Below are 22,732 nucleotides of genomic sequence, written 5' to 3' on the forward strand. Positions count from 1 at the left end.
TGCCGGTGCCGGACGGCCCGCCGGGGAGCGCGGACCGTCCGCCGGGCGCACGTTATGATCCCTCGGGGGGCCGGCGCCCGGGCGCCGCCCTCTCGGTTCGCAAAATGGCTCGACATGTGCAAAACCTGCCGGACCCGGCCACCCCACCCCGGGCGGCGGATCACGCGGCACACAGGATGGCACGCCACGGCAGGCGGGTTCCAGCCTTTCGCGCAGGGCCGCTGACAACTACCTGACAGGCGACGACCAGGTCAGGTCGCGGACAACGCCCGTTCGACCGCTTCCGGTTCAGGCTTTGCGTCTGCATCGGGAGGATTGTGTACGCAATAATCTGCCTCACTGGCCGTGCCGCAGGCATAGGCCAGAGCCTCCCTCGCCCCCTGAAGGATACGCGATCCTGCTTTCACATTTTCCTCCTGCGATAACGAGTTGCCCGGAGCGCGGCGTCACATCATCGGATCCATGATATCCCCATTTGTCCAACTGCGCCCCATGCACATCCCAATGCGGCCGGCCATGCGGTTCCGATCGTGAGGCACGTTCCCGGGAACCGGATGCCGCCCCCTCGGCAAGCCCGGCGCCCCATGGTAGAATGCGCCTCACGACCCGCGCGTCAGGGCCCCGTCAAGAAGCCGCCCGCCGCGCCGCGAGAGGGAGGTTCCGCAGCCCATGCCCGCCACCGATCAGCCGCGGCGCTATGCCGAGTTCTGGCCCTATTACCTGCGAGAACATGCCGATCCGCGCTGCCGGGCGCTGCATTACGCCGGCAGCACGGCGGCCCTGCTCTGCCTTCTGGCCCTGATCTTTACCGGATCCTGGTGGTGGCTGGCCGGCGCGCTCGTCTCGGGCTACGGCTTTGCCTGGATCGGGCATTTCTTCATCGAGAAGAACCGCCCCGCCACCTTCAGCTACCCGCTCTGGTCGCTGGCCAGCGACTGGCGGATGTACGGGCTGTGGCTGGCGGGGCGGCTTCGCCCGGAACTCCGCGGGGCCGGCCTGCCCGTCTGACCGCACCTGTCAGCATCTGACCGCACCTGTCACCGTCCGACCACACCCCATCGCCAAAGCCTCATCTGCGAATGCGACGCCTTCGCAATTGAACTATGACAGCCCGTCAGGGGCCGGCTATGCTGACCGGGCCGGGCGGATCTGCCCGTCTCCACCCCGCCGGGCCGCCATCGCGGCCCCGAGGATGCGCGCACGGGTAAGCCACCGCGGATGACCACCACCCTCACCGAGATCTTCCTGCACAGCCGGCAAAGGCTGATCCGGCGGGTGCGGCGCATCGTCTGGGATCCGCAGATCGCGGAAGACCTCGCCCAGGAGACCTATATCCGCGCCGCCCATGCCGCAGAAACCGGCACGGTGGAGCAGGTGGAGGCCTATCTCAATCGCACCGCCCGCAATCTGGCGCTGGATCATCTGCGCCGGCGGCAGACCCGGGCGGCGGTGGAACGGCCAGAGACAGCCGACCGGGACATCCGCGACATCGCCGACGATCAGCCGGCCGCCGACCACCGGCTGGCGGCACGGGAAGAGCTGGACCATGTCCGCGCCGCCCTGTCCGGCCTGCCCGAGCGTGCGCAGAAGGTTGTGGTGCTGGCGCGGATCGAGGGCTGGAGCAATGCCCGCATCGCCCGCCATCTCGACATCTCGGAACGCACGGTGTTCAACGATCTGAAACTCGCCCTCGGCCATTGCCGCGATGCCCTCGCGCGGCTGGAGCGAAAATGAAGCTGACCGCCGACGATCTTTTTTCCAGAATTGGGCCGCTCGAACGTCTCATCAAAAGGGACGGCGAAAGACGGCAGACTGGAACCCCCGCGTGAGACGAGATACCCCCTCCCCGGATGCGACCGGCGACAGCGACGACGACCCGGTGGTCGATCAGGCGCTCGACTGGTTTCTGACCCTGCGCGACGGCACCGCCGATGCCGCGACGCGGGCGGAATTCGCGCGCTGGCAGGCCCGGGATCCGCGCCATGCGGCCGAGTTCCGGCGGGTCACGGCCGCCTGGGGTGCCGAGAGTTTCGCAGCCGCCGTGCAGGAGCTGCCGGCCGCCGCAACCGCCGCCGCACCACATCGCCGGCCGATGCTGCGCCGGATGGCCGGCCTTGCCATGGCCGCCGGCTTTGCCGCCCTCGCCCTCTGGCAGGGGCCGGCGCTGATGATAAGGCTGGAGGCCGATCACCGCACGGCGACGGGGGAGCGCGCCACCATCACCCTGCCCGACGGCTCGACCATGATGCTCGACACGGCCTCTGCCGTGACGGTGGATTTCGACGGCGGCCGGCGCCTGGTCACCCTGCTCAAGGGGGAAGCCTGGTTCGATGTCCGCCACGACCCGGATCATCCGTTCAGGGTGACCGGCGGCTTTACCACCGTCACCGTGCTCGGCACCGCCTTCGCGGTCGAGGCCCGCGACGACCGGGACGAGATCGTGCTGGAGCGCGGCCGGGTGGAGGTCGCCCGGCGCGACGGGCTGGGCCGGCCGGTGGTGATGGTGCCGGGCCAGCAGGTCATTGCCTCGGCGGCCGGCCTCGACCCCGCGCGCACGGTCGATACCCGCCGCGCCCTCGCCTGGCGCGAGGGCCGGCTGGTCTTCCACGACCGCCCGCTGGGAGAGGTGGTCGACAGCCTGGCCCGCTATCACCCGGGCTATGTGATCCTGGCCGACCGCAAGGCCGCAGATCTCGCCGTTTCGGGCAGCTACCGGCTCGACGATGTCGGCGCCGGCTTCGCCGGGCTGGCCGATGCCGCCGGTCTCTCGCTGCGCACACTGCCCGGCGGGATTCTCGTCCTGGAGTGAAATCTTCACTTTTTTTGCCGGATCCCGATCCCTGCCGCGTCCAACCGGTCAGAAGGCCCGCAACACGAAACGCCGGGCCGCTGACCAGAGACGAAGAAAGGGTTGGGCATGGCACTCCGGATGGCGGCATCGCCTGTGGCATCACGACGGCGCGGGGTCGCCGGTCTCACCCGGCTGCTGCTGACCACCAGCATGCTCGGTTGTGCAGTCCTGGTGCCGGCCGGCGCCGGCGCGCAGCAGACGGCACCCGCCACGGCGACCGAGACCCGGGCGTTCGCGATCCCCGCCCAGCCGCTCGCCGCCGCGATCGACGCCTTCATCGGCGCCTCGGGCTGGCAGATCAGCTATTCCTCGGCCCTGGTGGCGGGCAAGACCTCGGCTGCGGTTTCGGGCAGCATGACGGCCGAAGAGGCCCTGCGTCGCCTGGTTTCGGGAAGCGGAATTTCAGTGCGGATCAGCGCCCCCGGCTCCGCCGCCCTCTTCGCCGAAGCCGGCGCCGCTGCCGGCGAGACGGTGCTCGACCCGCTGATGGTGGAGGCGGGGCGGCGGGGTGGTCGCAACGACCCGGCCGTCGCCACCACCGGCTATGTCGCCCACAACGGCTCGCTCGCAACCAAGACCGACACACCGGTGATCGAGGTGCCGCAGTCGCTCAGCATCGTCACCCGCCAGGAGATGGACGATCGCGGCGTCACCGACCTGAACGATGCCATCGCCTATGCCCCCGGCATCCGTGCCATCGACTACCCCGGCGGCCAGGGCATGCCGCTCATGTATCTGCGCGGCTTCCGGGCCCAGAGCCAGCGCGACTTCTATCGCGACGGCCTGCGCAACGGCTACAACCCCTATGACTCCTTCGTCGAGCCCTATGGGCTGGAAAGCGTGGCCGTGCTGCGCGGCCCCGCCTCGGTGCTCTATGGCGATGCCGCCCCCGGCGGCCTGGTCTCGATGACCAGCAAGCGCCCGACCGAGGATCCCTTTGGCGAAATCCGGCTCGAATACGGCAGCTTCGACCGCAAGCAGGTCGCGATCGATCTGGGCGGGCCGCTGGACGAGGATCGCCACATCCTCTACCGGCTGACCGCGCTCAAGCGCGATGCCGACACCCAGATCGATCACTCCAGGGATGATTCGGTCTATATCGCCCCCGCCCTCACCCTCGACAGCCGCGAAGGCACCCGGCTCACTCTGCTCACCCAGTACCAGAACTGGACCCAGGGCGGATCGGAACAGAGCCTGCCGCTCGACAACAGCGTTTATGCCAACGGTATCAAGATCCCGAGCGACTTCTACATGGGTATCCCCGGCCTCACGGACTGGGACGTCGAGTCGAGCAGCGTCGGCTACGCCTTCGAGCAGGAGATCGACGACACCTGGACCTTTCGCAACAACCTCCGCTACACCCATGCGGAACTCGACTATGTCAGCGCCTTCATCTGGGATTGGCCGATCGCAGTGGTCGACGGTCATTACGTCAACATCGGCGTCCAGCAGCGGCCGCGGACCTCGGACACGCTGGTGGCCGACGCCAATGTCAACGGGACCGTCGAAACCGGACCGCTTGTCCATGACCTGACCGTCGGCGTCAATTACGGCTATTCCCGCATCCGCGAAACCCGGACGAATTCGACCAACGCCGCCCGGATCGACATCCTGAACCCCGACTATGATTTCGACTTCGCATACGGTGCGCCCTGGACCGACAGCAAGTCGATCATCCGGCAGATCGGCGTCTATGCCCAGGATCAGATCCGGATCGACAACTGGGTTCTGACCCTGAACGGCCGGCAGGACTGGGCGGAGGGCTCGGAATACGAATACGCAGGTGCCGCGGACACGGTCGACAAGGCGCGCAGCCACGCCTTCACCGGCCGGATCGGGGCGGCCTATCTCTTCGATAGCGGCCTCGCCCCCTATATCGCCTATTCCACCTCGTTCGAGCCGCTGGCTGGCCGCGACAGCACCGGCAAGAGCTTCGAGCCGACCACCGGCGAACAGTATGAAGCCGGCATCAAATACCAGCCGCAGGGTCTGAACCTGCTGGTCACGGCGTCGGTCTTCGAGCTTACCCAGCAGAACGTCCTGACCACCGATCCCGAGAATCTCGGCTTCTCGGTCCAGCAGGGCGAAGTGCGCGCCCGTGGTGTCGAACTGGAGGCCAAGGGAGATATCGGCGACGGATGGAGCGTGGTCGCCAGCTATGCCTATACCGATTCCGAGGTCACGAAGGACAATAACGCCCGCCTGGTCGGCACCCGCACCCAGGCGGTGCCCTATCACACCGCCGGTCTCTGGGTGAACCACGACTTCCAGACTGCCGCCCTGGCAGGGCTGCGCATCGGCGCGGGGCTGCGCTATGTCGGCAGCTCGCTGACCGCAGTAGATACGGGGACGGGCACCCAGGCCGAGATCGACGGCTACACCCTGTTCGATGCCTCGGCGAGCTACGACCTGTCGGAGGTCCATCCCGGTCTTGCCGGCCTGTCTCTGGGGGTGAGCGGCACCAACCTGACCGACGAGGAATATTACACCCCCGGCTTCTATTCGAACTCGGTCATCGCCGGCAAGCGGCGGGCGATCAAGGGCAATCTGACCTATCGGTGGTGAGCATGACGCCCTGTGCGCCAAGCCGCCGCACGGTGCTGGGCGGCCTCGTCGCCACCGCGCTGACCGCCCCGGTTCCGGCTTTTGCCGGGGCCGGGGCGCCGCGCATCGTGGCGCTGGACTGGGTGAGTGCCGCCAATCTGGCGGCGCTGGGGGTGATGCCGGTCGCCGCCCCAGAGCTGCCGCGCTACGCCCGGATCGTGGTCGGGCCGGCGCTGGCGCCCGGGGTGCAGGATATCGGCCTGCGTGCCGAGCCCAATCTGGAACGGATCGCGCGGCTCAGGCCCGACGCGATCCTGACCGATGGTGAGCTGGCGCCGCTGGAGGCCCGGCTCCGCCGGATCGCGCCGCTCCACCGCTTCCAGCCCCATGCCTTCGACGGCCGCAACCAGATCGCGGCCGGGATGGCGGCGCTCGATGATCTGGGCCGTGCCCTCGGGCTGGAGGATCAAGTGCAGGACTATCTGGCCCGGGCGCAGGCCGCCTTCGATGGCGCGGCCCGCCTGCCGGATATCGACCGGCGGCCGGCCTATGTGATCAGCCTGATCGATGGCCGGCGCTGCCTGGTCTTCACGGCGGACGGCCTGTTCCAGGCGGTGCTGGACCGGCTGGGCATCGCCAATGCCTGGCCGGGCACGGGATCGGCCTTCGGCCATCTGACCGTCACCATCGACCAGCTGGCGGCACGGCCCGAGGCGCGGCTGATCAATATCGGCCATGTCCCCCTGGTGCGCGCGGCGCTTTCCATGCGCCAGCCGGTGCTGTCCAGCCTGCCCGCCATCCGGGCGGGGCGCATCGCCCTGCTGCCCGATGTGCTGTTCTATGGCGGCATCCCGGCGGCGCTGCGCTTCCTGCATCTGCTGACCGATGCCCTGCAGGCGGAGCATGCCGCATGACCGCCGCCCGCCGCCCGCCGCCGATCCTGCTTCCACTCGCCATCGCCGGCTTTGCGATCGCGGCGCTGCTGCTGATCGTAACCAATCTTGCAGCCCTGGTGCCCCCCGCGCTCTGGCCCGATGCGCTCCTCACCCCCGACCCCGCCGACACGGTGCAGGTTCTGGCCCATTACGCCTTCCTGCCGCGGGTGAGCGTGGCGCTGCTGGCCGGCGGCGGGCTGGCGCTGGCCGGGGCGATGCTGCAATACGTGCTGCGCAACCCGCTGGCGGAACCCGCCACCCTCGGCATTTCCGCCGGGGCGCAACTGGCGCTGACCATCGCCACCCTTCAGGCGCCCTGGGCCTTCGGGATCGGGTCCGAGGGCGTGGCGCTGCTGGGTGCCGCCCTCGCCTTCTGCCTGGTGCTGGGGCTGTCTGCCGCGCGCGGGCTCTCGCCCGTTTCGGTCACGCTTGCCGGGCTGATCGTCAGCCTGTTCTGCGGCATGGCCGCAGCGGTGGTCACGCTGTTCAACCATGATCTGCTGATCGGCCTGTTCCTCTGGGGGGCCGGCTATCTGGATCAGGGCGACTGGCAGACCACGCAGACCCTGCTTGCCCGGGTGCTGCCGCTGGCCCTGCTGTCCCTGCTGCTGATCCGGCCGATCACCCTGCTCGGGCTGGATGACCGCGCCGCGCGCGGGCTGGGGCTGAACGTCGCCGGGTTCCGACTGGCAGCGATGGGGGCGGCCGTGGCACTGACCGCGGTGATCGTGGCCGCGGTCGGTATCATCAGCTTCATCGGCCTCGCCGCCCCGGCAATCGCCCGTCTGGCCGGCGCCCGGCGCCCGGTCGCGCAGCTGCTGGCGGCCCCGGTGATCGGCGCCCTGCTGCTGCTGATCACCGATCAGCTGGTGCTGCTTCTGCCCACCACCTATCGCGCCTTTCCGACCGGCGCCATGACCGCGATCCTGGGTGCGCCGCTGCTGCTGATCCTGCTGCCCCGACTGGCGGCGGCCGAGCCGCCGGTGCTGCGCCGGCATGCGCCCGTCCACCGGGCCGCCCATCCCTGGCGTCTGGTCGCCCTGATCGCCGGCCTGACCCTGATCGTCTTTGCCGGCGCACTGCTGATCACCGGCGATGCCACAGGGCCGGTTGCCGGCCATGCCGACGAGATCATCGCCTACCGCCTGCCGCGGGCGCTCGCCGCCTTCGCGGGCGGGCTGTCGCTGGCCATCGCCGGCACCATCCTCCAGCGCATGACCGGCAACCCGCTCGCCGCCCCGGAAGTGCTCGGCATTTCCTCGGGGGCCATGCTCGGCATCATCGCGGTGATGTTGCTGGCGGCAAGCCCCACCCGCCCCCTGCAGATCGCCGGCGGGGCCGCGGGCGCCGTCCTGATGCTGGGACTGATCCTGGCGCTGACCCGCCGTCAGGCTTTTTCGGGGCTGCGCCTGCTGCTGGCCGGCATCGCCATGAGCTCGATCACCGGCCTCGTGGTCGCGGTGCTCCAGACCTTTCAGGACCCGCGCCTCGGCCAGTTGCTCGCCTGGCTGTCGGGCTCGACCTATGCCACCTCGCTGACCGAAGCCCTGCTGGCACTGGGCCTCGGCCTTGCGGCGCTGGCCTTCACCCCCCTGATGCTGCGCTGGCTGCAACTGCTGCCGCTGGGCGGCCGGTTCGCCCGCACGCTCGGCATGCCGGTCGCCCGGGCCAATATCGCGCTGCTGCTCCTGGTCGCGCTGCTGTCCGCCAGCGCCACCATCCTGGTCGGCCCGCTCGCCTTCGTCGGCATCATGGGGCCGCATTTCGCCCGTCTGAGCGGGCTGGTCCGGCCGGCGGAACAGCTGGCCGGTGCCGCCCTCTTCGGCGGGCTCATCCTGCTTGCCGCCGACTGGGCCGGGCGGGTGGTCATCTTCCCCTACCAGATCCCCGCAGGCCTGCTCGCCGCCCTGATCGGCGGGCCGGTGCTGCTGCTGCTGATCGGACGCCGTTCATGACCGACACCCCCGATGACGGTTACCGCCTGCTCCGGGTGACCGCGATCACCGATCCCGGGCCGCATCTGCGCCGCCTCAGGCTGGAAGGTCCGGATCTCGCCCGCTTCGCGACGGATGACGATCTCCATGTCCGGCTCTGGCTTCCGGACGAGGCCGGCGGTCCGCCGCCGCGCCCGATGCTCGGCCCCGACGGCCGGCCGCTGGGGGCGGCCCGCGGCATGGCGGGTGCCATGCGCTATTACACCATCCGCCGGATCGATCCGTCGGCCGGCTGGCTGGAGGTCGATTTCGTCCTGCACGAGGCCTCGGGCCCCGGGGCGGATTTCGCCCGCCGGGCCGTGCCCGGTGCCGCCTGCGGCATGTCGGGCCCCTGCGGCCGCGGCGTATCGTCTGCACGCCGCTACCTGCTCGGCGGCGACGAGACCGCCCTGCCCGCCATCGCCCGCATCGCCGAAGGGCTCGGCGCCGATACCACCGGCCTCGCCCTGATCGAGGTCGACGGCCCCGAGGACGTCCTGCCCTTCGATCACCCGCCGGGGCTTGCGGTCAGCTGGATCTTCCGCCGCGATGGCGTCCGCGATCCGCTGGCCGCCGCCCTCGGGCCCCTGCTGCCCGGCTTCGGCGGTGCCGATGATTTCGTCTGGATCGCGGGCGAATTCGACCAGCTCCAGACCCTCAAACCCCGGCTCGCCGCCCTGCCGCGCAGCCGTCAGCTCTGCGTGCCCTACTGGCGCCGATCCGAGACCCGCTCATGACCTCTGGAAGCCTGTTTGCCAGCCTGGTCGCCAGTCACTGGCGCCGCCTCGCCCTCGCCATCCTGGCGGGCGGCCTGTCCGCGGCGGGGACCATCCTGCTGCTCCACCGGGTGAACGACGCCATCGCCCGGGATTTCGTGCTGCCGGCGGGCTTCGTCGCCGGCTTCCTCGTGCTCTCAGCCGTCACCTTCGCGGCCCGCGCCGCCTCTGATCTCGCCACCAATGCCGCCGGCCAGGCAGTGGTGGCGGATCTGCGCGCCCGGCTTGCCCGGCGGATCATCGACGCCCCGGTGCCGGCGCTGGAAGGCTGGGGCCGCAACCGGATCCTGCCGGTGCTGAACCACGATGTCGACATGATCAGCGACGTGGCCTTCATCGCCGCCCCGCTCGCGATCTCGGCCATCACCGTGATCGGCGCCTTCGCCTATCTGATCTGGCTGTCACCCGCGCTCTCTGCCGCGGTGATCCTGGTGCTGGCCGCCGGCGGCTGGCTTCAGTACCGCGCCCGCCGCCGGGCGGTGCGCGGCTTCGATGACGCGCGAGAGGGCGAGGACCGGCTGCATGCCGCCTATGCCACCATCACCGGCGGCGCCAAGGAACTGAAGATCTACAAGCCCCGGCGCGAAAAGATCCATCGCGACATCCTGGCGACCATCGCCGATATCCGCCGCATCAACGGCCGGGCGATCGCGATCTTCGTCATCGCCAATGCGCTGGGCTCGGCGCTGGTCTTCGCGGTGATCGGGGTGCTGCTGGCCTGGGCCGCCTTCAGCGCCGAGGATCCCGCCGTCTATTCGGGCTTCCTGATCCTGCTTCTGTTCCTGCGCGGGCCGGTGGAGCAGATCATGACCTCGATGCCGGCGATCACCCGCATGCAGATCGCGCTCCGCCGGATCGACGAGCTGTCGGGCCGCTTCGCCACCGCCGAGCCAGGTGCCACCGCATCGGCCGCAATACCGGCCGTGCCGGCCGACATCCGCCTCGACGGTCTCGCTTTCGCCTTTCCCGCCACCGAAGACGGCCCCGGCTTCCGTCTGGGCCCGCTCGATCTCAGCTTCGCGCCCGGCCGGATCACCATGATCGTGGGTGATAACGGCTCGGGTAAGACCACGCTGATCAAGCTGCTGCTCGGCCTCTATCGCCCGGATACCGGCCGGATCATCGTCGGCGGCCGGGCCGTGGACGATGCAACGCGCGACGGCTACCGGCAGATGTTCTCGGCCATCCTCACCGATTATCACCTCTTCGACGAGGTGATGCCCGGTGCCGGGATCAGCGACGACGAGCTGCGCGTCCATCTCGACCGCCTGCGCCTCGGCACCAGGGTCGAGGTCACGGACGGCCGGTTCTCGACCACCGATCTCTCCACCGGCCAGCGCAAGCGGCTGGCGCTGATCCATGCCTGGGTCGACCGCCGGCCGGTGGTGGTGTTCGACGAATGGACCGCCGATCAGGATCCGGGCTTCCGTCATGTCTTCCACACCCGGCTGCTGCCGGCGCTGAAGGCCGAGGGCCGGACCCTGATCGTGATCTCCCATGACGACCGCTATTTCGACACCGCCGACCGGATCATCCGCATGAAGGACGGCCAGGTGACGGAGACGATCGACCTCGCCGCCATGCAGGAGATGATGTGATGGGCGCCAAGGCGGACGGCTTCACCCTGGAAGAGGTCGGCATCACCGCCGGCGGGCGGCCGATTCTGACCGATATCACCCTCGATCTGGCCGATACCGGGCTGACCGCGCTGATCGGCCATAACGGATCCGGCAAATCCACCCTGCTCGACATCCTTTCGGGCCAGGCGACACCGACCACCGGACAGGTGCATTTCGCGGGCCGGCCGATCGGCCGCTGGCCGGCCCGCGACCTCGCCCGACGGCTGGCCCTGCTGCCGCAGGCGACCCCGGCCGCCCCGGGCATGCTGGTGCGCGAACTGGTTGCCCTCGGCCGCTTCCCCTGGCATGGCGCTCTTGGTCGGTTTTCCGCCGCCGATCGCCGGGCGGTGGACGAGGCCATCGCACTTACCGGCATCGGTGGCTTCGTCGATCGCCAGGTTGACACGCTGTCGGGTGGCGAGCGTCAGCGGGTCTGGGTGGCGATGATGATCGCCCAGGATGCAGGCTGCTGGCTGCTCGACGAGCCGACATCGGCGCTCGACATCGCCCATCAGACAGAGGTGCTGGGGCTGATCCGCGATCTGGCCCGGTCCCGCGGTTTCGCCGCGGTGCTGGTGCTGCACGACGTCAACATGGCCGCCGACCATGCCGACCGGATCGTAGCACTCCAGTCCGGCCGGGTGATCGCCGACGACACGCCCGCGCGGATCATGACCCCGGAACGGCTGCGGGCGATCTATGGCATCGACATGGAGGTCACCCGATCGGCCGCAGGCAGGATCCGGGCCTTCGCGGCATGACTGCACGCCGCTATCATGTCCGCTCATCCCCGTGAGGACGCAAGATGACCGACGCCGCGATCTGCATTCCCGTCCTGGCCTCGCTCGACATCGCCGAAAGCCAGAGCTTCTATCAGGACCAGCTGGGCTTTTCTGCCGAGCGCCACGGCGACTATCTGCTCGTCCGCCGCAACCGGATGGAGATACATTTCTGGCTGGCCGATGACCGCCGCTATCCGGAACACACCTCCTGCTATATCCGCGGCGGCGAGATCCTGGACCTGCATGCCGAATTCAGCGCCCGCGGGGTGCCGGGCCTGTCCGCCATCGAGGACAAGCCCTGGGGGATGACCGAATTCCACATCCATGATCCCCATGGCAACCTGCTGCGCTTCGGCGGCTCGACCCGCGAGCTGCGTGGCTGATCAGCGCTCCAGCATGTCCCGCACCCGGTAAGCCTCGATCATCGCGGTGGCATAAAGCGGGTGCAGGCCGTGCACCGGCATCGGCTTGATGGCCGAGAGCGCCAGCGGCAGCGGGTTGGCGGCATCCAGCAGATGCACGCCGATCGCCCGGCCCATGGCGCTCGCCAGCGCCACGCCGCGGCCGTTATAGCCGAGCGCCATGGTCACGCCCGCCGCCGGCTGGTGGATATGCGGCAGGTGATCGCGGGTCATCGCCACCCGTCCGGCCCAGCGAAAACCCACCGGCAGGCGCGCGGCTTCGGGATAGAAGGCGGCGAGCGCCGCCTCGATCCGGCGATAGTCGGTGGCATCCCGCGGCTCGCGGAAGGCGCCGCGCCCGCCCATCATCAGCCGGCCCTCGGGGCCGATGCGGAAGTAGTTCGCGATCCGCCGGCTGTCGGAAACCACCGGCCGCCCCGGCAGGATGCGGGCCAGCAGATCCTGGGGCAGCGGCGCCGTCGCCACCTGAATGCTGTTGGCGGGGATCACCGTCGCCTTCAGCCCGGGCCAGAGCCGGCCGGTATAGCCGTTGGTCGCGATCACCACCTGGCCCGCCGTCAGCCGGCCGCCATCGGCGAAGCCCAGCACCCAGCCGCCGGTGCCTCTGGCGATCGAGACCGCCTCGGCGTCGCGGAAAATCTCCGCCCCGGCCTCTAGCGCCGCCCGGGCCAGGCCGCGGGCATAGGCGAGCGGATGCACGCTGCCGCCGCGGCGATCGATCCAGCCGCCGACGAAGCCCCGCCCGCCGGTTGCAGCCGCCATGCCCGCGGCATCGAGCATGTCGACCGCGGCCCCGCGCGCCCGCCACTGCGCCATGCGGCTTTCCAGCCGCGGCAGGTGCAGATGTTTCACGCTGGCCTGGATCCAGCCGCCACGCACCGGATCGCAGTCGATGCCAAGCTCGTCGATCAGCGAGAACACCAGATCGGCGGTGCCGCCGGCAAAGGCGGTGGTCGCCTCGCCGAACACCCGGTCGAGCGTATCCGGATCGTCCTTCAGCCCCGGGATCACCTGGCCGCCATTGCGGCCGCTGGCGCCGAAGCCGGGTTCGACCGTATCGACCACGATCACCGAAGCCCCGCCCCGGGCAAGGGTCAGCGCCGCGACCAGCCCGGTGAACCCGGCCCCCACGATCGCGACATCGGCCCGTCGCTCGCCGGTAAAGGCAGGCAGATCAGGCCCCGGCGCCGCAGTGGCAGCCCAGACGGAAGCGGCAGGAGAGAAGGATGGCATGGATGCCCCCCGGAGAATGACGATCTTAAACCTAAACAGGGTGGGTGACGCGGCGGAGGAAGTCCTGCGTGCGCTCGTGGCGCGGATTGCGCAGCACCTCGGCCGCCGGGCCCTGTTCGACGATCCGGCCGCCATCCAGGAACAGCACGGCGTCGGCGACCTCGCGGGCGAACTGGATCTCGTGGGTCACGACCAGCATGGTCATGTCTTCATCGGCCAGAGAGCGCATCACCTGCAGCACCTCGCCGACCATTTCGGGGTCGAGCGCCGAGGTCGGTTCGTCGAACAGGATTGCGTCGGGCCGCATGGCCAGCGACCGGGCGATGGCCACCCGCTGCTGCTGCCCGCCCGACAGCGCGCCCGGATAGGCATGGAACTTGTCGGCCAGCCCCACCCGCGCCAGCAGCGCCTCGGCGCGGGCGCGGACCTCGGTTGCAGGCTCCCGCAGCACGTGGATCGGGCCTTCCATCACGTTTTCCAGCGCCGTGCGATGGGGAAACAGGTTGAAGCGCTGGAAAACCATCGACACCCGGGTGCGCAGCGCATGGATGGCCGGGCCATCGGCATCGACCAGGGCGCCGTCGATGGTGATCCGGCCGCGCTGATAGGTCTCCAGCCCGTTCACGCAGCGCAGCAGGGTCGATTTGCCGGAGCCCGAGGGGCCGATCAGACAGACCACCTGGCCTTTGCCCACCTCGGCATCGATGCCTTTCAGCACCTCGTGGCTGCCATAGGATTTGTGCACGTCCTGGAAGCGGATCATCGCGCCTTCCCCATCCGAAGTTCGACCCGGCGCATGACCATGTTCAACGGGATGGTCAGGCACAGATAGAGCAGCGCCACCAGGGTGAAGACCGTCATGTTGTCGAAGGTGGACGAGGCCAGCATCTTGCCCTGCATGGTCAGCTCCGCCACCGAGATGACCGAGACCTGCGAACTGTCCTTCAGCAGCATGACCAGGTTGTTGGCATAGGGCGGCACCACGATCCGGAAGGCCTGGGGCAGCACCACCCGGCGCATCATCAGCGGCCGGCGCATGCCGATCGATTTCGCAGCCTCGATCTGGCCCTTGTCCACCGCCTCGATACCGGCGCGGAAGGTCTCGCCGATATAGCAGGAATAGGTCAGCGCCAGCCCGATCACCCCGGCCTGAAAGGCGGTGAGATCCAGGCCGATCTCGGGCATCACGAAATAGATGTAGAACAGGATGACCAGGATCGGGATGCCGCGCACGAACTCGACCAGGATCCGGGTCGGCACCGCCAGGGCCTGAACGCCCGACGTCCGCAGCAGCGCCCAGACCAGACCGAGCAGGGTGGCGAGGCACAGCGCCAGCAGGGTCACCGCCACGGTCCGCCACATGCCTTCGAACAGCAGCGGCATGTATTCGGCGGATCGGGTGAGGAAGTCGCTCATCGAAGATCCCCGGGTGGTGGTAAGCCGGTTGTCGGAGCGGGGGGCGTCAGGCGGGCGGGCTCCCCGTCCCGCCGCCCGATGCCCGCCCGGATCGCGTTTGCGAAGATCTTCGCAAATCGGGGATCTTACAGCCCGTATTTTGCGAAGATCTTCGCAAGCTCGCCGCTCTCCTTCAGCTTCGCGATCGCGGCGTTGACCTTCTCCAGCAGGGCCGGGTTCTCCTTCGACACCGCCAGCGCCACATCGCCCGCCTTCAGCGGCTGATAACCCTCGACCAGGCGCAGGCCGATCTTGGGGTTCTGGGCGATCTGATAGGCCACGATCGGTTTGTCGCCGAAGCCGGCCTTGATCCGGCCCAGCTTCACGTCGCGCATGATGTCGGCGATGCTGTCATAGAGTTTCACCTCGCCGAAGGTACCGCGGGCGTTGAGCGCATCGGCGAAGGTGGTGCCGACCTGGGCGCCGATGGTGGCGCCCTTCAGATCGTCCAGCGTGTAGTTCGCCGGCTCGTCCGCCGGCACGAACATCGCCTCGCCATAGGTGTAGACCGGGGCCGAGAAGTCCACGACCTCGCGCCGCTTGTCGGTGGCGAGCATGCCGGCCGAGATCAGGTCGATCTTGCCGGTGGTCAGCGACGGGATCAGCGCCGAGAAGGCGACCACCTCGAATTCGGTGGCAAGACCCGCCTCGGCCCCGATCGCCTGGGCCAGATCGACCATCGCGCCGGTCGGCTGCTGGCTCGACGTGTCGACGAAGGTGAAGGGCACGCCCGTCGTGGTCACGCCCACCTTCACCGTGTCCGCCGCGAAAGCCGGCGCCACCGCGCCGATGGCCAGTGCCGTGATCGCGGCGGCAAGCGTCTTCAGCCTCATGAAATGTCCCCTGTTCGTTGTCCTGCCGACCATCGCAGGGCGCCGCGGCGCCGGGCTCCCCCCGACGACCGCCCATGCCACCGGCAGTCCCGTGCTGGTGGCGCAGACCCCCGCCCTGCGATGCGGATCGGCTTCGGCGTTGACTGATTTTCATCGTAGTGAAATTATCGAGGGGCGCAATGAAATTGGTCAGCCGATTTCATTTTCGTGAAAAGACCTGCACGACAGGCGATTCCGTTCGCCTGCCGCGGTGATTACCGGCGGCCGGGGCGCCGCGGAACGCATGGTCGGGCTGGAAATTCGTGAAAAAATATGGCCCTCCTTTCAACGAAGTGAACCTGAAGGTATCCGCCACCGATGACACCCCCTGAGTCGCCCCCGGCGCCCGTCCCAGAGCCGGCCCCTGTTGCAGAGCCGCAGACCGAAGAGGACGATCTCAGCCTCGGCCTTGCCGTGCGCCGGGCGCGTCAGGCGCGGGGTCTGTCGCTGAAACAGGTGGCCGATGCCGCGAATGTCTCGGTGGGCTTTCTCAGCCAGATCGAGCGCGGGATCTCTTCGCCCTCGGTCCGCGCGCTCAGGGCGATCTGCGCCATTCTGGACGTGCCGGTGCTGGAACTGCTGGGCGGCGGCGAGGCCGACCCGAACAACGAGGCCCGGCGCATCGTTCGCGCCGGCCAGCGCCGCCGGGTCGATTTCGGCGACAAGGGCATGGTGAAGGAGTTCCTGACCGTCCACGATCAGGGCCTGCTTCAGGTGATGGAGCTGACCCTCGACCCCGATGGCGGCTCGGGCGAGGACGCCTATACCCATGAAGGCGAGGAATGCGGCGTGGTGCTGGAGGGCCGGCTGGAGCTGTATGTCGACGGCGCGGTCTACCGCCTGGGCGAGGGCGACGCCTTCCATTTCGAAAGCGCCTCGCCGCACAAATTCCGCAACCTCGCCAATGGCCGCACCCGGATTCTGTGGATCACCACCCCGCCGGTCTGGTGATCCGGAGCACGGGTGGTTCACGTCACGGACCGCCGGTTTGCGATGGTCTGCGCCGGCGCCTATGATCGCCCGACCATCCCGTCAGGAGCCGCCATGTCCCCCGCCCGTATCCAGTCCCCCGCCCGCATCCAGTCGCGCCGCAGCTTCATCTTCACCCCCGGCACCCGGCCGGACATGTTCCCCAAGGCGCTGGCCTCGGGCACCGATATCGTCTGCGTCGATCTTGAGGATGCTGTGGCGCCGAAGGACAAGCCCGAGGCGCGCGACAAGGCCTTTGCCTATGTGCCGGTGACCGAGGGCGACCCGCGGGTGGAGCGGATCATCCGCATCAACTGCCTGCGCACGCCCGAAGGCATGGCCGACGTCAAGGCGCTGATCGAGGCGGAGCGCCCGGCACCGGCCGTGATGCTGCCCAAGGTGAAGGGGCCGGAAGAGGTCCGCAACCTTGCCGACCTGCTGGACGAGTATCAGCGCCCCACCCGGCTGCATGTGATCATCGAGACCAATGAGGGCCTGGAAGCCGCGGTCGAGATCGCGACATCCAGCGACCGGATCGAGGCGTTGTTCTTCGGCGGCGTCGACATGGCCGCCGATCTGCGCTGCCGCAATGTCTGGAACGCCCTGCTCTACGCCCGCTCGCGCGTCGTCCATGCGGCGGCCACGGCCGGTGTCGACGTGATCGACGTGCCCTGGCTCGACCTGGAAGACGAGGCCGGCATGATCCGCGAGGCCGAGGCCGCGGCCGAACTCGGCTTTTCGGGCAAGGGCACCATCCATCCGAAGCAGATCCCGCATATCAACCGGGTCTTCACCCCCGACGACGCCACCGTCGCCCATGCCCGCAAGGTGCTGGATGCCTTCGCCGCCGCCGATAGCGGCCTGCTGGTGGTCGACGGCAAGCTGATCGAAAAGCCGGTGCTGCGCAGCATGACCCGGATCGTCAACACCTGGGAAGCCGCGCAGCGGGGTTGATACGTCCCGCGCAGGCAGCCATACTCGGCCGATACGTTCAACCGTCCAGGGGACGACCGATCATGACCGCCGTGGTGCCGCACATGATGTCCTGCGTCGTCCCCCCGCCGGCCATTGCCCGGGCCGGCACGCCGCCGCCGCCCGCCGGCCGCGCCGCCGCCTGACCGGCGGCCGCCCCTTTCACGACCCTGCCCGCCAGATCCTGAGCCATCCGCTCGGGTCACAGCCGGCTGCATGTTGATGCAGGCCGGGCCGACAGGGTTGTCGTGACATCCGGCAAAGACGGTTTTTCCAGATCCGATGACCGGTTTCCTTCGTGCCGCGGGCCGTTTCGGCCCGACGGCGGCGTTCGTCTGCCTGTGGAGCAGCGGCGCCATCTTCATCCGGCTCGGGCTCGATCACGCGAGCCCGCTTGCCTTCCTGAGCCTGCGCTTTGCGCTCGCCCTGCTGGCCATCACGGTGATCCTGCGCCTCCAGGGGCGGCGCTGGCCGCGCCTCGATGCCTGGCCGCGGCTGCTCGCCACCGGCCTGCTGCTGGTCGGCGCCTATGCCGTCTGCTACATGGCGGCGATGGATCAGGGCATGACGCCCGGTGCCGTCGCCACGATCATGGGGCTTCAGCCGGTGCTGACCCTGGTGGTGACCGGCGGCGCGCGCAGTCGGCGCCGGGTTGCGGGGCTCGCACTCGCCCTCGCAGGGCTCGTCGCCGTGGTCTGGCAGAGCCTGGCCGCCGCCAGCCTCACCCCGGCAGGCGCCGGCCTCGCTCTCGCGGCACTGGCCGCGATGACCGCAGGCGCCCTGCTCCAGAAGCGTTCCACCATCGACCCGCTCACGGCCATGCCGGTGCAGTATCTGGCCGCCCTCGCACTCTGCCTGATCGTCCTGCCGGCAGAAGCGGTGCGGTTCGACGCCGTGCCGGCCGTGGTACTGCCGCTGCTCTGGCTCGCTCTGGTGATCTCGGTCGGTGCCCAGCTGCTGTTCTACCGGCTGATCCGGGCGGGCGATCTCGTCAACGTCACCAGCCTGTTCTATCTGGTGCCGGCCGGGACCGTGCTGCTCGATTTCGCGGTCTTCGGCACGGTGCCGGCCCCGCTCGCCCTTTGCGGCATGGCGGCGATCCTGGGCGGGATCGGGCTGGTCTTCGGTCGCGGTCAGCCGGCGGCGGCGAAGGCCTGAACCGCCGCGCGGGCGGCATCGAAGCGCGCGCGCAGGCCGGGCGGCAGCGGCCGGGGGTCGATCCTCCGGCCGCGACGCGGGGTGGCGATCGTCACCCCCGCCGCCTCGCCGGCCAATGCGGCGGTGCCGACGGCGGTCAGCTCCGGCTCGTCGGAGACGATCACCGGCCGTTCCAGGCAATCGGCCAGCATCCGGCAGAAATAGCCGTTGGCGGCCATGCCGCCATCGATCGGGATCGGGTCGGCAATCGGCTGATGGCGCGCGATCACCGCCACCACCCCGGCCATGCTGAGGGCGATACCTTCCAGCAGCGCCTGCATCATCCGCCGCGGCCCGGTATCGAGGCCAAGCCCCAGCCAGGCGCCGCGGGCCCGCCGATCCCAATGCGGGCAGGCGAGCCCCGCCAGCGCCGGCACGAAGACCGGGCCGTCGAGCGTGGCCGGGGCACCGTCGAAGGCGCCGATATCGCCATGATCGGCAAACAGCCCCAGCCCCTGCGCCCAGTTCACCGCCGAGGCGGCGCAATAAACCCCGCCTTCCAGCGCATGAACCGGCGCCTCCCCCGCCTTCTGCCAGGCGATGGTGGGCAGTGGCCCGTCCCGCCCCGTCGCCATCCGCCGGCCGGTCACCACCAGGGCGAAGCCGCCGGTGCCGAAGGTGATCTTGGCATCCCCCGCCCGACGGCAGCCATGGCCGTAGAGCGATGCCTGCTGGTCGACCAGGCTTGCGGTCAGCTGAAGGCCGGTGCCGGCGATGGTGCCGAAATCGCCGGTGCTGGCCCCGATCGGCGGCAGCGACTCGATCGGCACGCCGAACAGCCGGCAGAGTTCGGGATCCCAGTCGCAGGTGCCGAGATTCATGAGCGCGGTGCGCGAGGCGGTGGTGACGTCGGTTTCGAACCGCCCGGTCAGCCGGTCGCGAAAGAAGGCATCGGTGGTGCCGAGCCTGAGCCGCCCCCGCCCCGCCAGACGCCGCGCCGCGGGAATCTCGCGCAGGATCCAGGCGAGTTTCGAGGCCGAGAAATAGGGATCGAGCGGCAGGCCCGCACGGGCCAGAACCTCGTCTTCCGCCCCCTCGGCGCGCAGCCCTTCGACGACGTCGCGGGTCCGGTCGTCCTGCCAGACCAGGACCGGGGAGATGGCGTCACCGGTTGCCGCATCCCAGGCAAGACAGCTTTCCCCCTGATTGTCGATGCCGACGGCGAGCGGCGCATCGGCCGACCGGGCTGCATCGAGGCAGGTGCGGAGGTTCCGGATCAGCTCTTCGGGATCGTGCTCGACATGGCCGGCGGCAGGGTGGATCTGGCGATGCGGCAGGCTGGCCACGATGCGGGTGTCGCCCGCGGGCCCGACCAGCATGGCGCGGGTGGTGGTGGTGCCCTGGTCGATGGCAAGGATGGTCGTCATCTGGCGTCCCAGCCGAAGGTGTAGCGGCCCGACCGCACCGCCGGCAGGGCGTCGATCGGCACCAGGATCCGCCGTTCCGGCCGGCTGCGCAGACGCCTCGACCAGATCTCCCGCCCATCATCGGTCAGGACCAGCCGCCCCGCCACCGGGCTGTCGACCCGGAACTGGATATGGTCGTGGACGCGCAGGCCCGGCTTGCCACCTGCGATCAGCTGCGGCAGGGCGAAGCGCAGCGGCGCGCCCGCGACGGCCACCGCGAGCCCGCCGGCCGCCGGCAGCCGGCCGGCCAGGTCGAGCGCGATCGCCCGTCCGGTGCGGCGGCCCTCCTTCCAGCTCCAGCCCGCGGTTTCCACCGGGCGCAGCAGATTGCCGGCGGCGAAGACGGTCGGGTCCGAGCAGCGGCCGAACTCGTCGATCACCGGCCCGCCGGTCTGAGGATCGCGGGTCAGGTGGCTGCCGGCGAAGAGCGTCGCCTCGGGCCGGAAGCCGCCGGTCACGATGACGCCATCGGTCTCGATCACCCGCTCGACGCCATCGGCATCGCGCAGGGTGACGGCCGAGACCCGATCGCGCCCCTCGATGGTCAGAAGGTCGGTTCCGGTCAGCAGTTTCACCCCCAGAAGCCGGGGCAGCAGGGCGGCCGGCCAGCGGGCGACGGTGCCCGGGCCGGGCGTGATCATCGCCACCGGCCGGATGCCCGCCTGGCGGCAGGTGAGCAGGGCCGAGAACGAGACCAGTTCGGTGCCCAGCACCACCGGCCGGCTGAAGGGTTTCAGCCGGTCCAGATGTACCAGCCCCTGAAGGGCGCCGGTCGAGAGCACGCCGCCGGGCTTCGTGCCGCCGATCAGCCGCTGGGCGCGGCTGGTTTCGCGCACGCCGGTCGCCACCAGCACACGCCGGGCCCGGATCACCCCCAGCCCCGCCTCGGGCGTCGAGACGTCGAGTTCCGGCCCCCCCGCCCCGGCCCCCGGGCGGATCGCGGCGACGGTCACGCGGGTGCGGATCTCGACCCCCGCGGCCTCGGCGGTCCGGACCAGCCGGCGGGCATAGGCGGGGCCGGTCAGCAGCCGGCGGAATTCGCGCAGGCCGAAGGGCGAATGGGCGCAATGGCGGGGAATGCCCCCGGCCTCGGCCTCGCGGTCCACCACCAGCACCCGGGCGACCCCCTGGCGGCGCAGCTCGGTCGCGGCGGCGAGCCCGGCCGGGCCCGCACCGATCACCACCACATCCCAATGCTCCGCGGTCATGCCTCGCCTCCCGCAGCTGCCGGCGGGGCGGTCGTCGGGTCGGCCGTCATCGGCACCGCCAGCCGGCCGGCGGTGATCGCCGCCAGTTCCTGCGAACAATAAAAACCCTGGCAGCGGCCCATGGTCACGCGGGTGCGCCGCTTCAGCCCCGCCAGGCTGCGGGCGCCGGTCGGGCCATCGAGGGCCGCCTCGATCTCGCGCCGCGTCACCCGCTCGCAATGGCAGACGACGCCGCCATTGCCGGGGCATTGCCAGTCGCGGGTCTCGTCCTCGGCCAGCATCGGCATGCGCGGCCAGACCGGATCGGCAACCGGCCGGTGACCCGCCAGCAGGCCGGCCGTCAGCCGGTGGACATGGGCGGCGGTGCCGAGTGCGGAACTCAAGCCCGTCGAGCGGATGCCACCGACGGTGACATAGCGTTGCGCCGCCTCTACCCGGATCCGGTAGTCCTTGAACTCGGTGGCGGGGCGCAGCCCGGCATAGATCGCGGTCACCTCGTGATCCTTCAGCGCCGGCAGGATTTCGGTGCCGCGGCGGATCAATGCGTTCAGGGTTTCGGGCACCAGCCCGGCGCGCTCACGATCCTCCTGCTCCTCGGCGGTGGGGCCGACCAGAAGATTGCCGAAGGCCGTGCGGCAGACGACGATGCCCTTGGTCACCTTGTTCGGCACCGGCAGCAGAATGTGGCGGGCAAGGGCCGCCGCCGGCTTGTCATAGACCACGAACTGGCCCGTGCGCGGCCGGATGGTGAAGTCGGTGCTCCCGATCAGCAGCGCGTCCAGCCGATCGCCCCAGAGGCCGGCGGCATTGATCACCAGCCCCGCCCGCACGGTGCCTCGCGGCGTTTCCACGCGCCAGATACGGCCGTCGAACGCCCCGGCGGTGACGGGAGCCGACGTCATCAGCCGGGCGCCGTTCTCCACCGCCTGACGCAGATAGGCATGCGGGGCGGACCAGGGGTCGATCACATATTCCCGCGGCACCCGAAACGCGGCGCGCACCCCCGGCCCCAGCGCCGGCTCCAGCCGGCGGGCTTCGGCTTCCGTCAGCGGCGCGACGTCGTCGACGCCGTTCTCCCGCGCCTGGGCGATCAGATCGGGCAGCGTCGCCGCCTCGTCATCCGTCCAGGCCACGACCAGGGCACCGGTCTTCAGCAGCGGCAGGTTCAGCCGCGCGCGGATCTCCAGATACTCCCGATAGCCCTCGGCGATGCAGGCGGCCTCCACCGATCCGGGCGGGGCGTCGAAGCCGGTATGCAGGATGGCGCTGTTGCCCTTCGACGCGCCGTCGAGCACATCGGCCGCCTTCTCGATCAGCACCACGCGGGCACCTTCCAGCGTGAAGCGGCGGGCAAGCGCGCAGCCGATCACCCCGGCGCCGATGATCGCGACGTCGAAGATTTCACCCGCATCTCCATCGGGGAATGCGTCGCCAGCCGGAGCCATGCCTGTCCTCCTGCGGTTCGAGGCCGTCTTCCCTGCCCTCAGCATGCCCTGAAATGCCCGAACGGTCAACTTT

The 22,732-nt window shown here is 69.8% G+C and carries 20 protein-coding genes; 13 read left to right on the forward strand and 7 right to left on the reverse strand.

Annotated features, from left to right (window positions below; genetic code table 11):
• Positions 1-669 precede the first annotated feature (669 nt).
• The 10 genes from P7L68_RS22140 (at position 670) to P7L68_RS22185 (ending at position 11,863) form a co-directional block, all read left to right on the forward strand.
• Positions 670-1,008 (forward strand): Mpo1-like protein, encoded by a 339-nt coding sequence (locus tag P7L68_RS22140; protein ID WP_372001714.1) that lies wholly within the window; start codon positions 670-672, stop codon positions 1,006-1,008.
• A 210-nt stretch (positions 1,009-1,218) separates the two neighbouring features.
• Entirely contained in the window at positions 1,219-1,734 is a 516-nt protein-coding gene (locus P7L68_RS22145; RefSeq protein ID WP_372001716.1) for an RNA polymerase sigma factor, read from the forward strand.
• A gap of 91 nt (positions 1,735-1,825) precedes the next feature.
• The gene (locus tag P7L68_RS22150; RefSeq protein ID WP_372001718.1) at positions 1,826-2,809 is read left to right on the forward strand and encodes a FecR domain-containing protein; all 984 of its coding nucleotides are present in this window, start codon (positions 1,826-1,828) and stop codon (positions 2,807-2,809) included.
• 108 nt (positions 2,810-2,917) lie between these two features.
• Positions 2,918-5,416 carry a TonB-dependent siderophore receptor gene (locus tag P7L68_RS22155; protein WP_372001720.1) on the forward strand — a complete coding sequence of 833 codons (2,499 nt, stop codon included), beginning with the start codon at positions 2,918-2,920 and terminating at the stop codon, positions 5,414-5,416.
• A 2-nt stretch (positions 5,417-5,418) separates the two neighbouring features.
• Positions 5,419-6,309, forward strand: a complete 891-nt coding sequence (locus P7L68_RS22160) for an ABC transporter substrate-binding protein (RefSeq protein ID WP_372006923.1) — start codon at positions 5,419-5,421, stop codon at positions 6,307-6,309.
• A complete protein-coding gene (fhuB, locus tag P7L68_RS22165; protein ID WP_372001722.1) occupies positions 6,306-8,285 on the forward strand; it encodes a Fe(3+)-hydroxamate ABC transporter permease FhuB in 1,980 nt (659 codons plus the stop codon). The genes P7L68_RS22160 and fhuB overlap by 4 nt, the downstream gene beginning before the upstream one ends.
• A complete protein-coding gene (locus tag P7L68_RS22170; protein ID WP_372001724.1) occupies positions 8,282-9,040 on the forward strand; it encodes a siderophore-interacting protein in 759 nt (252 codons plus the stop codon). Before fhuB ends, P7L68_RS22170 begins: the two co-directional genes overlap by 4 nt.
• Positions 9,037-10,677: a cyclic peptide export ABC transporter gene (locus P7L68_RS22175; RefSeq protein WP_372001726.1), complete on the forward strand. Its 1,641-nt coding sequence runs from the start codon at positions 9,037-9,039 to the stop codon at positions 10,675-10,677. Before P7L68_RS22170 ends, P7L68_RS22175 begins: the two co-directional genes overlap by 4 nt.
• Positions 10,677-11,459 carry an ABC transporter ATP-binding protein gene (locus tag P7L68_RS22180; RefSeq protein ID WP_372001727.1) on the forward strand — a complete coding sequence of 261 codons (783 nt, stop codon included), beginning with the start codon at positions 10,677-10,679 and terminating at the stop codon, positions 11,457-11,459. The genes P7L68_RS22175 and P7L68_RS22180 overlap by 1 nt, the downstream gene beginning before the upstream one ends.
• Positions 11,460-11,503: 44 nt before the next feature.
• The gene (locus P7L68_RS22185; protein ID WP_372001728.1) at positions 11,504-11,863 is read left to right on the forward strand and encodes a bleomycin resistance protein; all 360 of its coding nucleotides are present in this window, start codon (positions 11,504-11,506) and stop codon (positions 11,861-11,863) included.
• Here P7L68_RS22185 and P7L68_RS22190 read toward each other — a convergent pair whose 3' ends face one another.
• The 4 genes from P7L68_RS22190 to P7L68_RS22205 all read right to left on the reverse strand — a co-directional run bounded on the left by P7L68_RS22190 (position 11,864) and on the right by P7L68_RS22205 (position 15,423).
• Positions 11,864-13,135 (reverse strand): NAD(P)/FAD-dependent oxidoreductase, encoded by a 1,272-nt coding sequence (locus P7L68_RS22190; protein WP_372001729.1) that lies wholly within the window; start codon positions 13,133-13,135, stop codon positions 11,864-11,866.
• A gap of 31 nt (positions 13,136-13,166) precedes the next feature.
• Positions 13,167-13,898, reverse strand: a complete 732-nt coding sequence (locus P7L68_RS22195) for an amino acid ABC transporter ATP-binding protein (RefSeq protein ID WP_372001731.1) — start codon at positions 13,896-13,898, stop codon at positions 13,167-13,169.
• Positions 13,895-14,551 carry an amino acid ABC transporter permease gene (locus P7L68_RS22200; RefSeq protein ID WP_372001733.1) on the reverse strand — a complete coding sequence of 219 codons (657 nt, stop codon included), beginning with the start codon at positions 14,549-14,551 and terminating at the stop codon, positions 13,895-13,897. Before P7L68_RS22200 ends, P7L68_RS22195 begins: the two co-directional genes overlap by 4 nt.
• A 125-nt stretch (positions 14,552-14,676) precedes the next feature.
• Complete coding sequence (locus P7L68_RS22205) at positions 14,677-15,423, reverse strand: ABC transporter substrate-binding protein (RefSeq protein WP_372001735.1); 747 nt, start codon at positions 15,421-15,423, stop codon at positions 14,677-14,679.
• Between the two features lie 357 nt (positions 15,424-15,780).
• Here P7L68_RS22205 and P7L68_RS22210 point away from each other — a divergent pair, with 357 nt between their 5' ends.
• The 3 genes from P7L68_RS22210 (at position 15,781) to P7L68_RS22220 (ending at position 18,561) form a co-directional block, all read left to right on the forward strand.
• Positions 15,781-16,413 carry a helix-turn-helix domain-containing protein gene (locus tag P7L68_RS22210; RefSeq protein WP_372001737.1) on the forward strand — a complete coding sequence of 211 codons (633 nt, stop codon included), beginning with the start codon at positions 15,781-15,783 and terminating at the stop codon, positions 16,411-16,413.
• A gap of 93 nt (positions 16,414-16,506) precedes the next feature.
• Entirely contained in the window at positions 16,507-17,385 is an 879-nt protein-coding gene (locus tag P7L68_RS22215) for a CoA ester lyase (RefSeq protein ID WP_372001739.1), read from the forward strand.
• Positions 17,386-17,685: 300 nt separating this feature from the next.
• Complete coding sequence (locus P7L68_RS22220) at positions 17,686-18,561, forward strand: DMT family transporter (RefSeq protein WP_372001740.1); 876 nt, start codon at positions 17,686-17,688, stop codon at positions 18,559-18,561.
• On the opposite strand, the gene P7L68_RS22225 is transcribed toward P7L68_RS22220, so the two are convergent.
• The 3 genes from P7L68_RS22225 to P7L68_RS22235 are packed head-to-tail and all read right to left on the reverse strand — an operon-like array spanning position 18,537 to position 22,659.
• Entirely contained in the window at positions 18,537-19,967 is a 1,431-nt protein-coding gene (locus tag P7L68_RS22225) for an FGGY family carbohydrate kinase (protein ID WP_372001742.1), read from the reverse strand. The two genes, P7L68_RS22220 and P7L68_RS22225, sit on opposite strands and share 25 nt — an antisense overlap.
• Positions 19,964-21,214: an NAD(P)/FAD-dependent oxidoreductase gene (locus P7L68_RS22230; RefSeq protein WP_372001744.1), complete on the reverse strand. Its 1,251-nt coding sequence runs from the start codon at positions 21,212-21,214 to the stop codon at positions 19,964-19,966. The genes P7L68_RS22225 and P7L68_RS22230 overlap by 4 nt, the downstream gene beginning before the upstream one ends.
• A complete protein-coding gene (locus P7L68_RS22235; RefSeq protein ID WP_372001746.1) occupies positions 21,211-22,659 on the reverse strand; it encodes an NAD(P)/FAD-dependent oxidoreductase in 1,449 nt (482 codons plus the stop codon). Before P7L68_RS22235 ends, P7L68_RS22230 begins: the two co-directional genes overlap by 4 nt.
• Positions 22,660-22,732: the final 73 nt, after the last annotated feature.

The organism is Tistrella mobilis (genome assembly GCF_041468085.1).
GTDB lineage: Bacteria > Pseudomonadota > Alphaproteobacteria > Tistrellales > Tistrellaceae > Tistrella > Tistrella mobilis_A.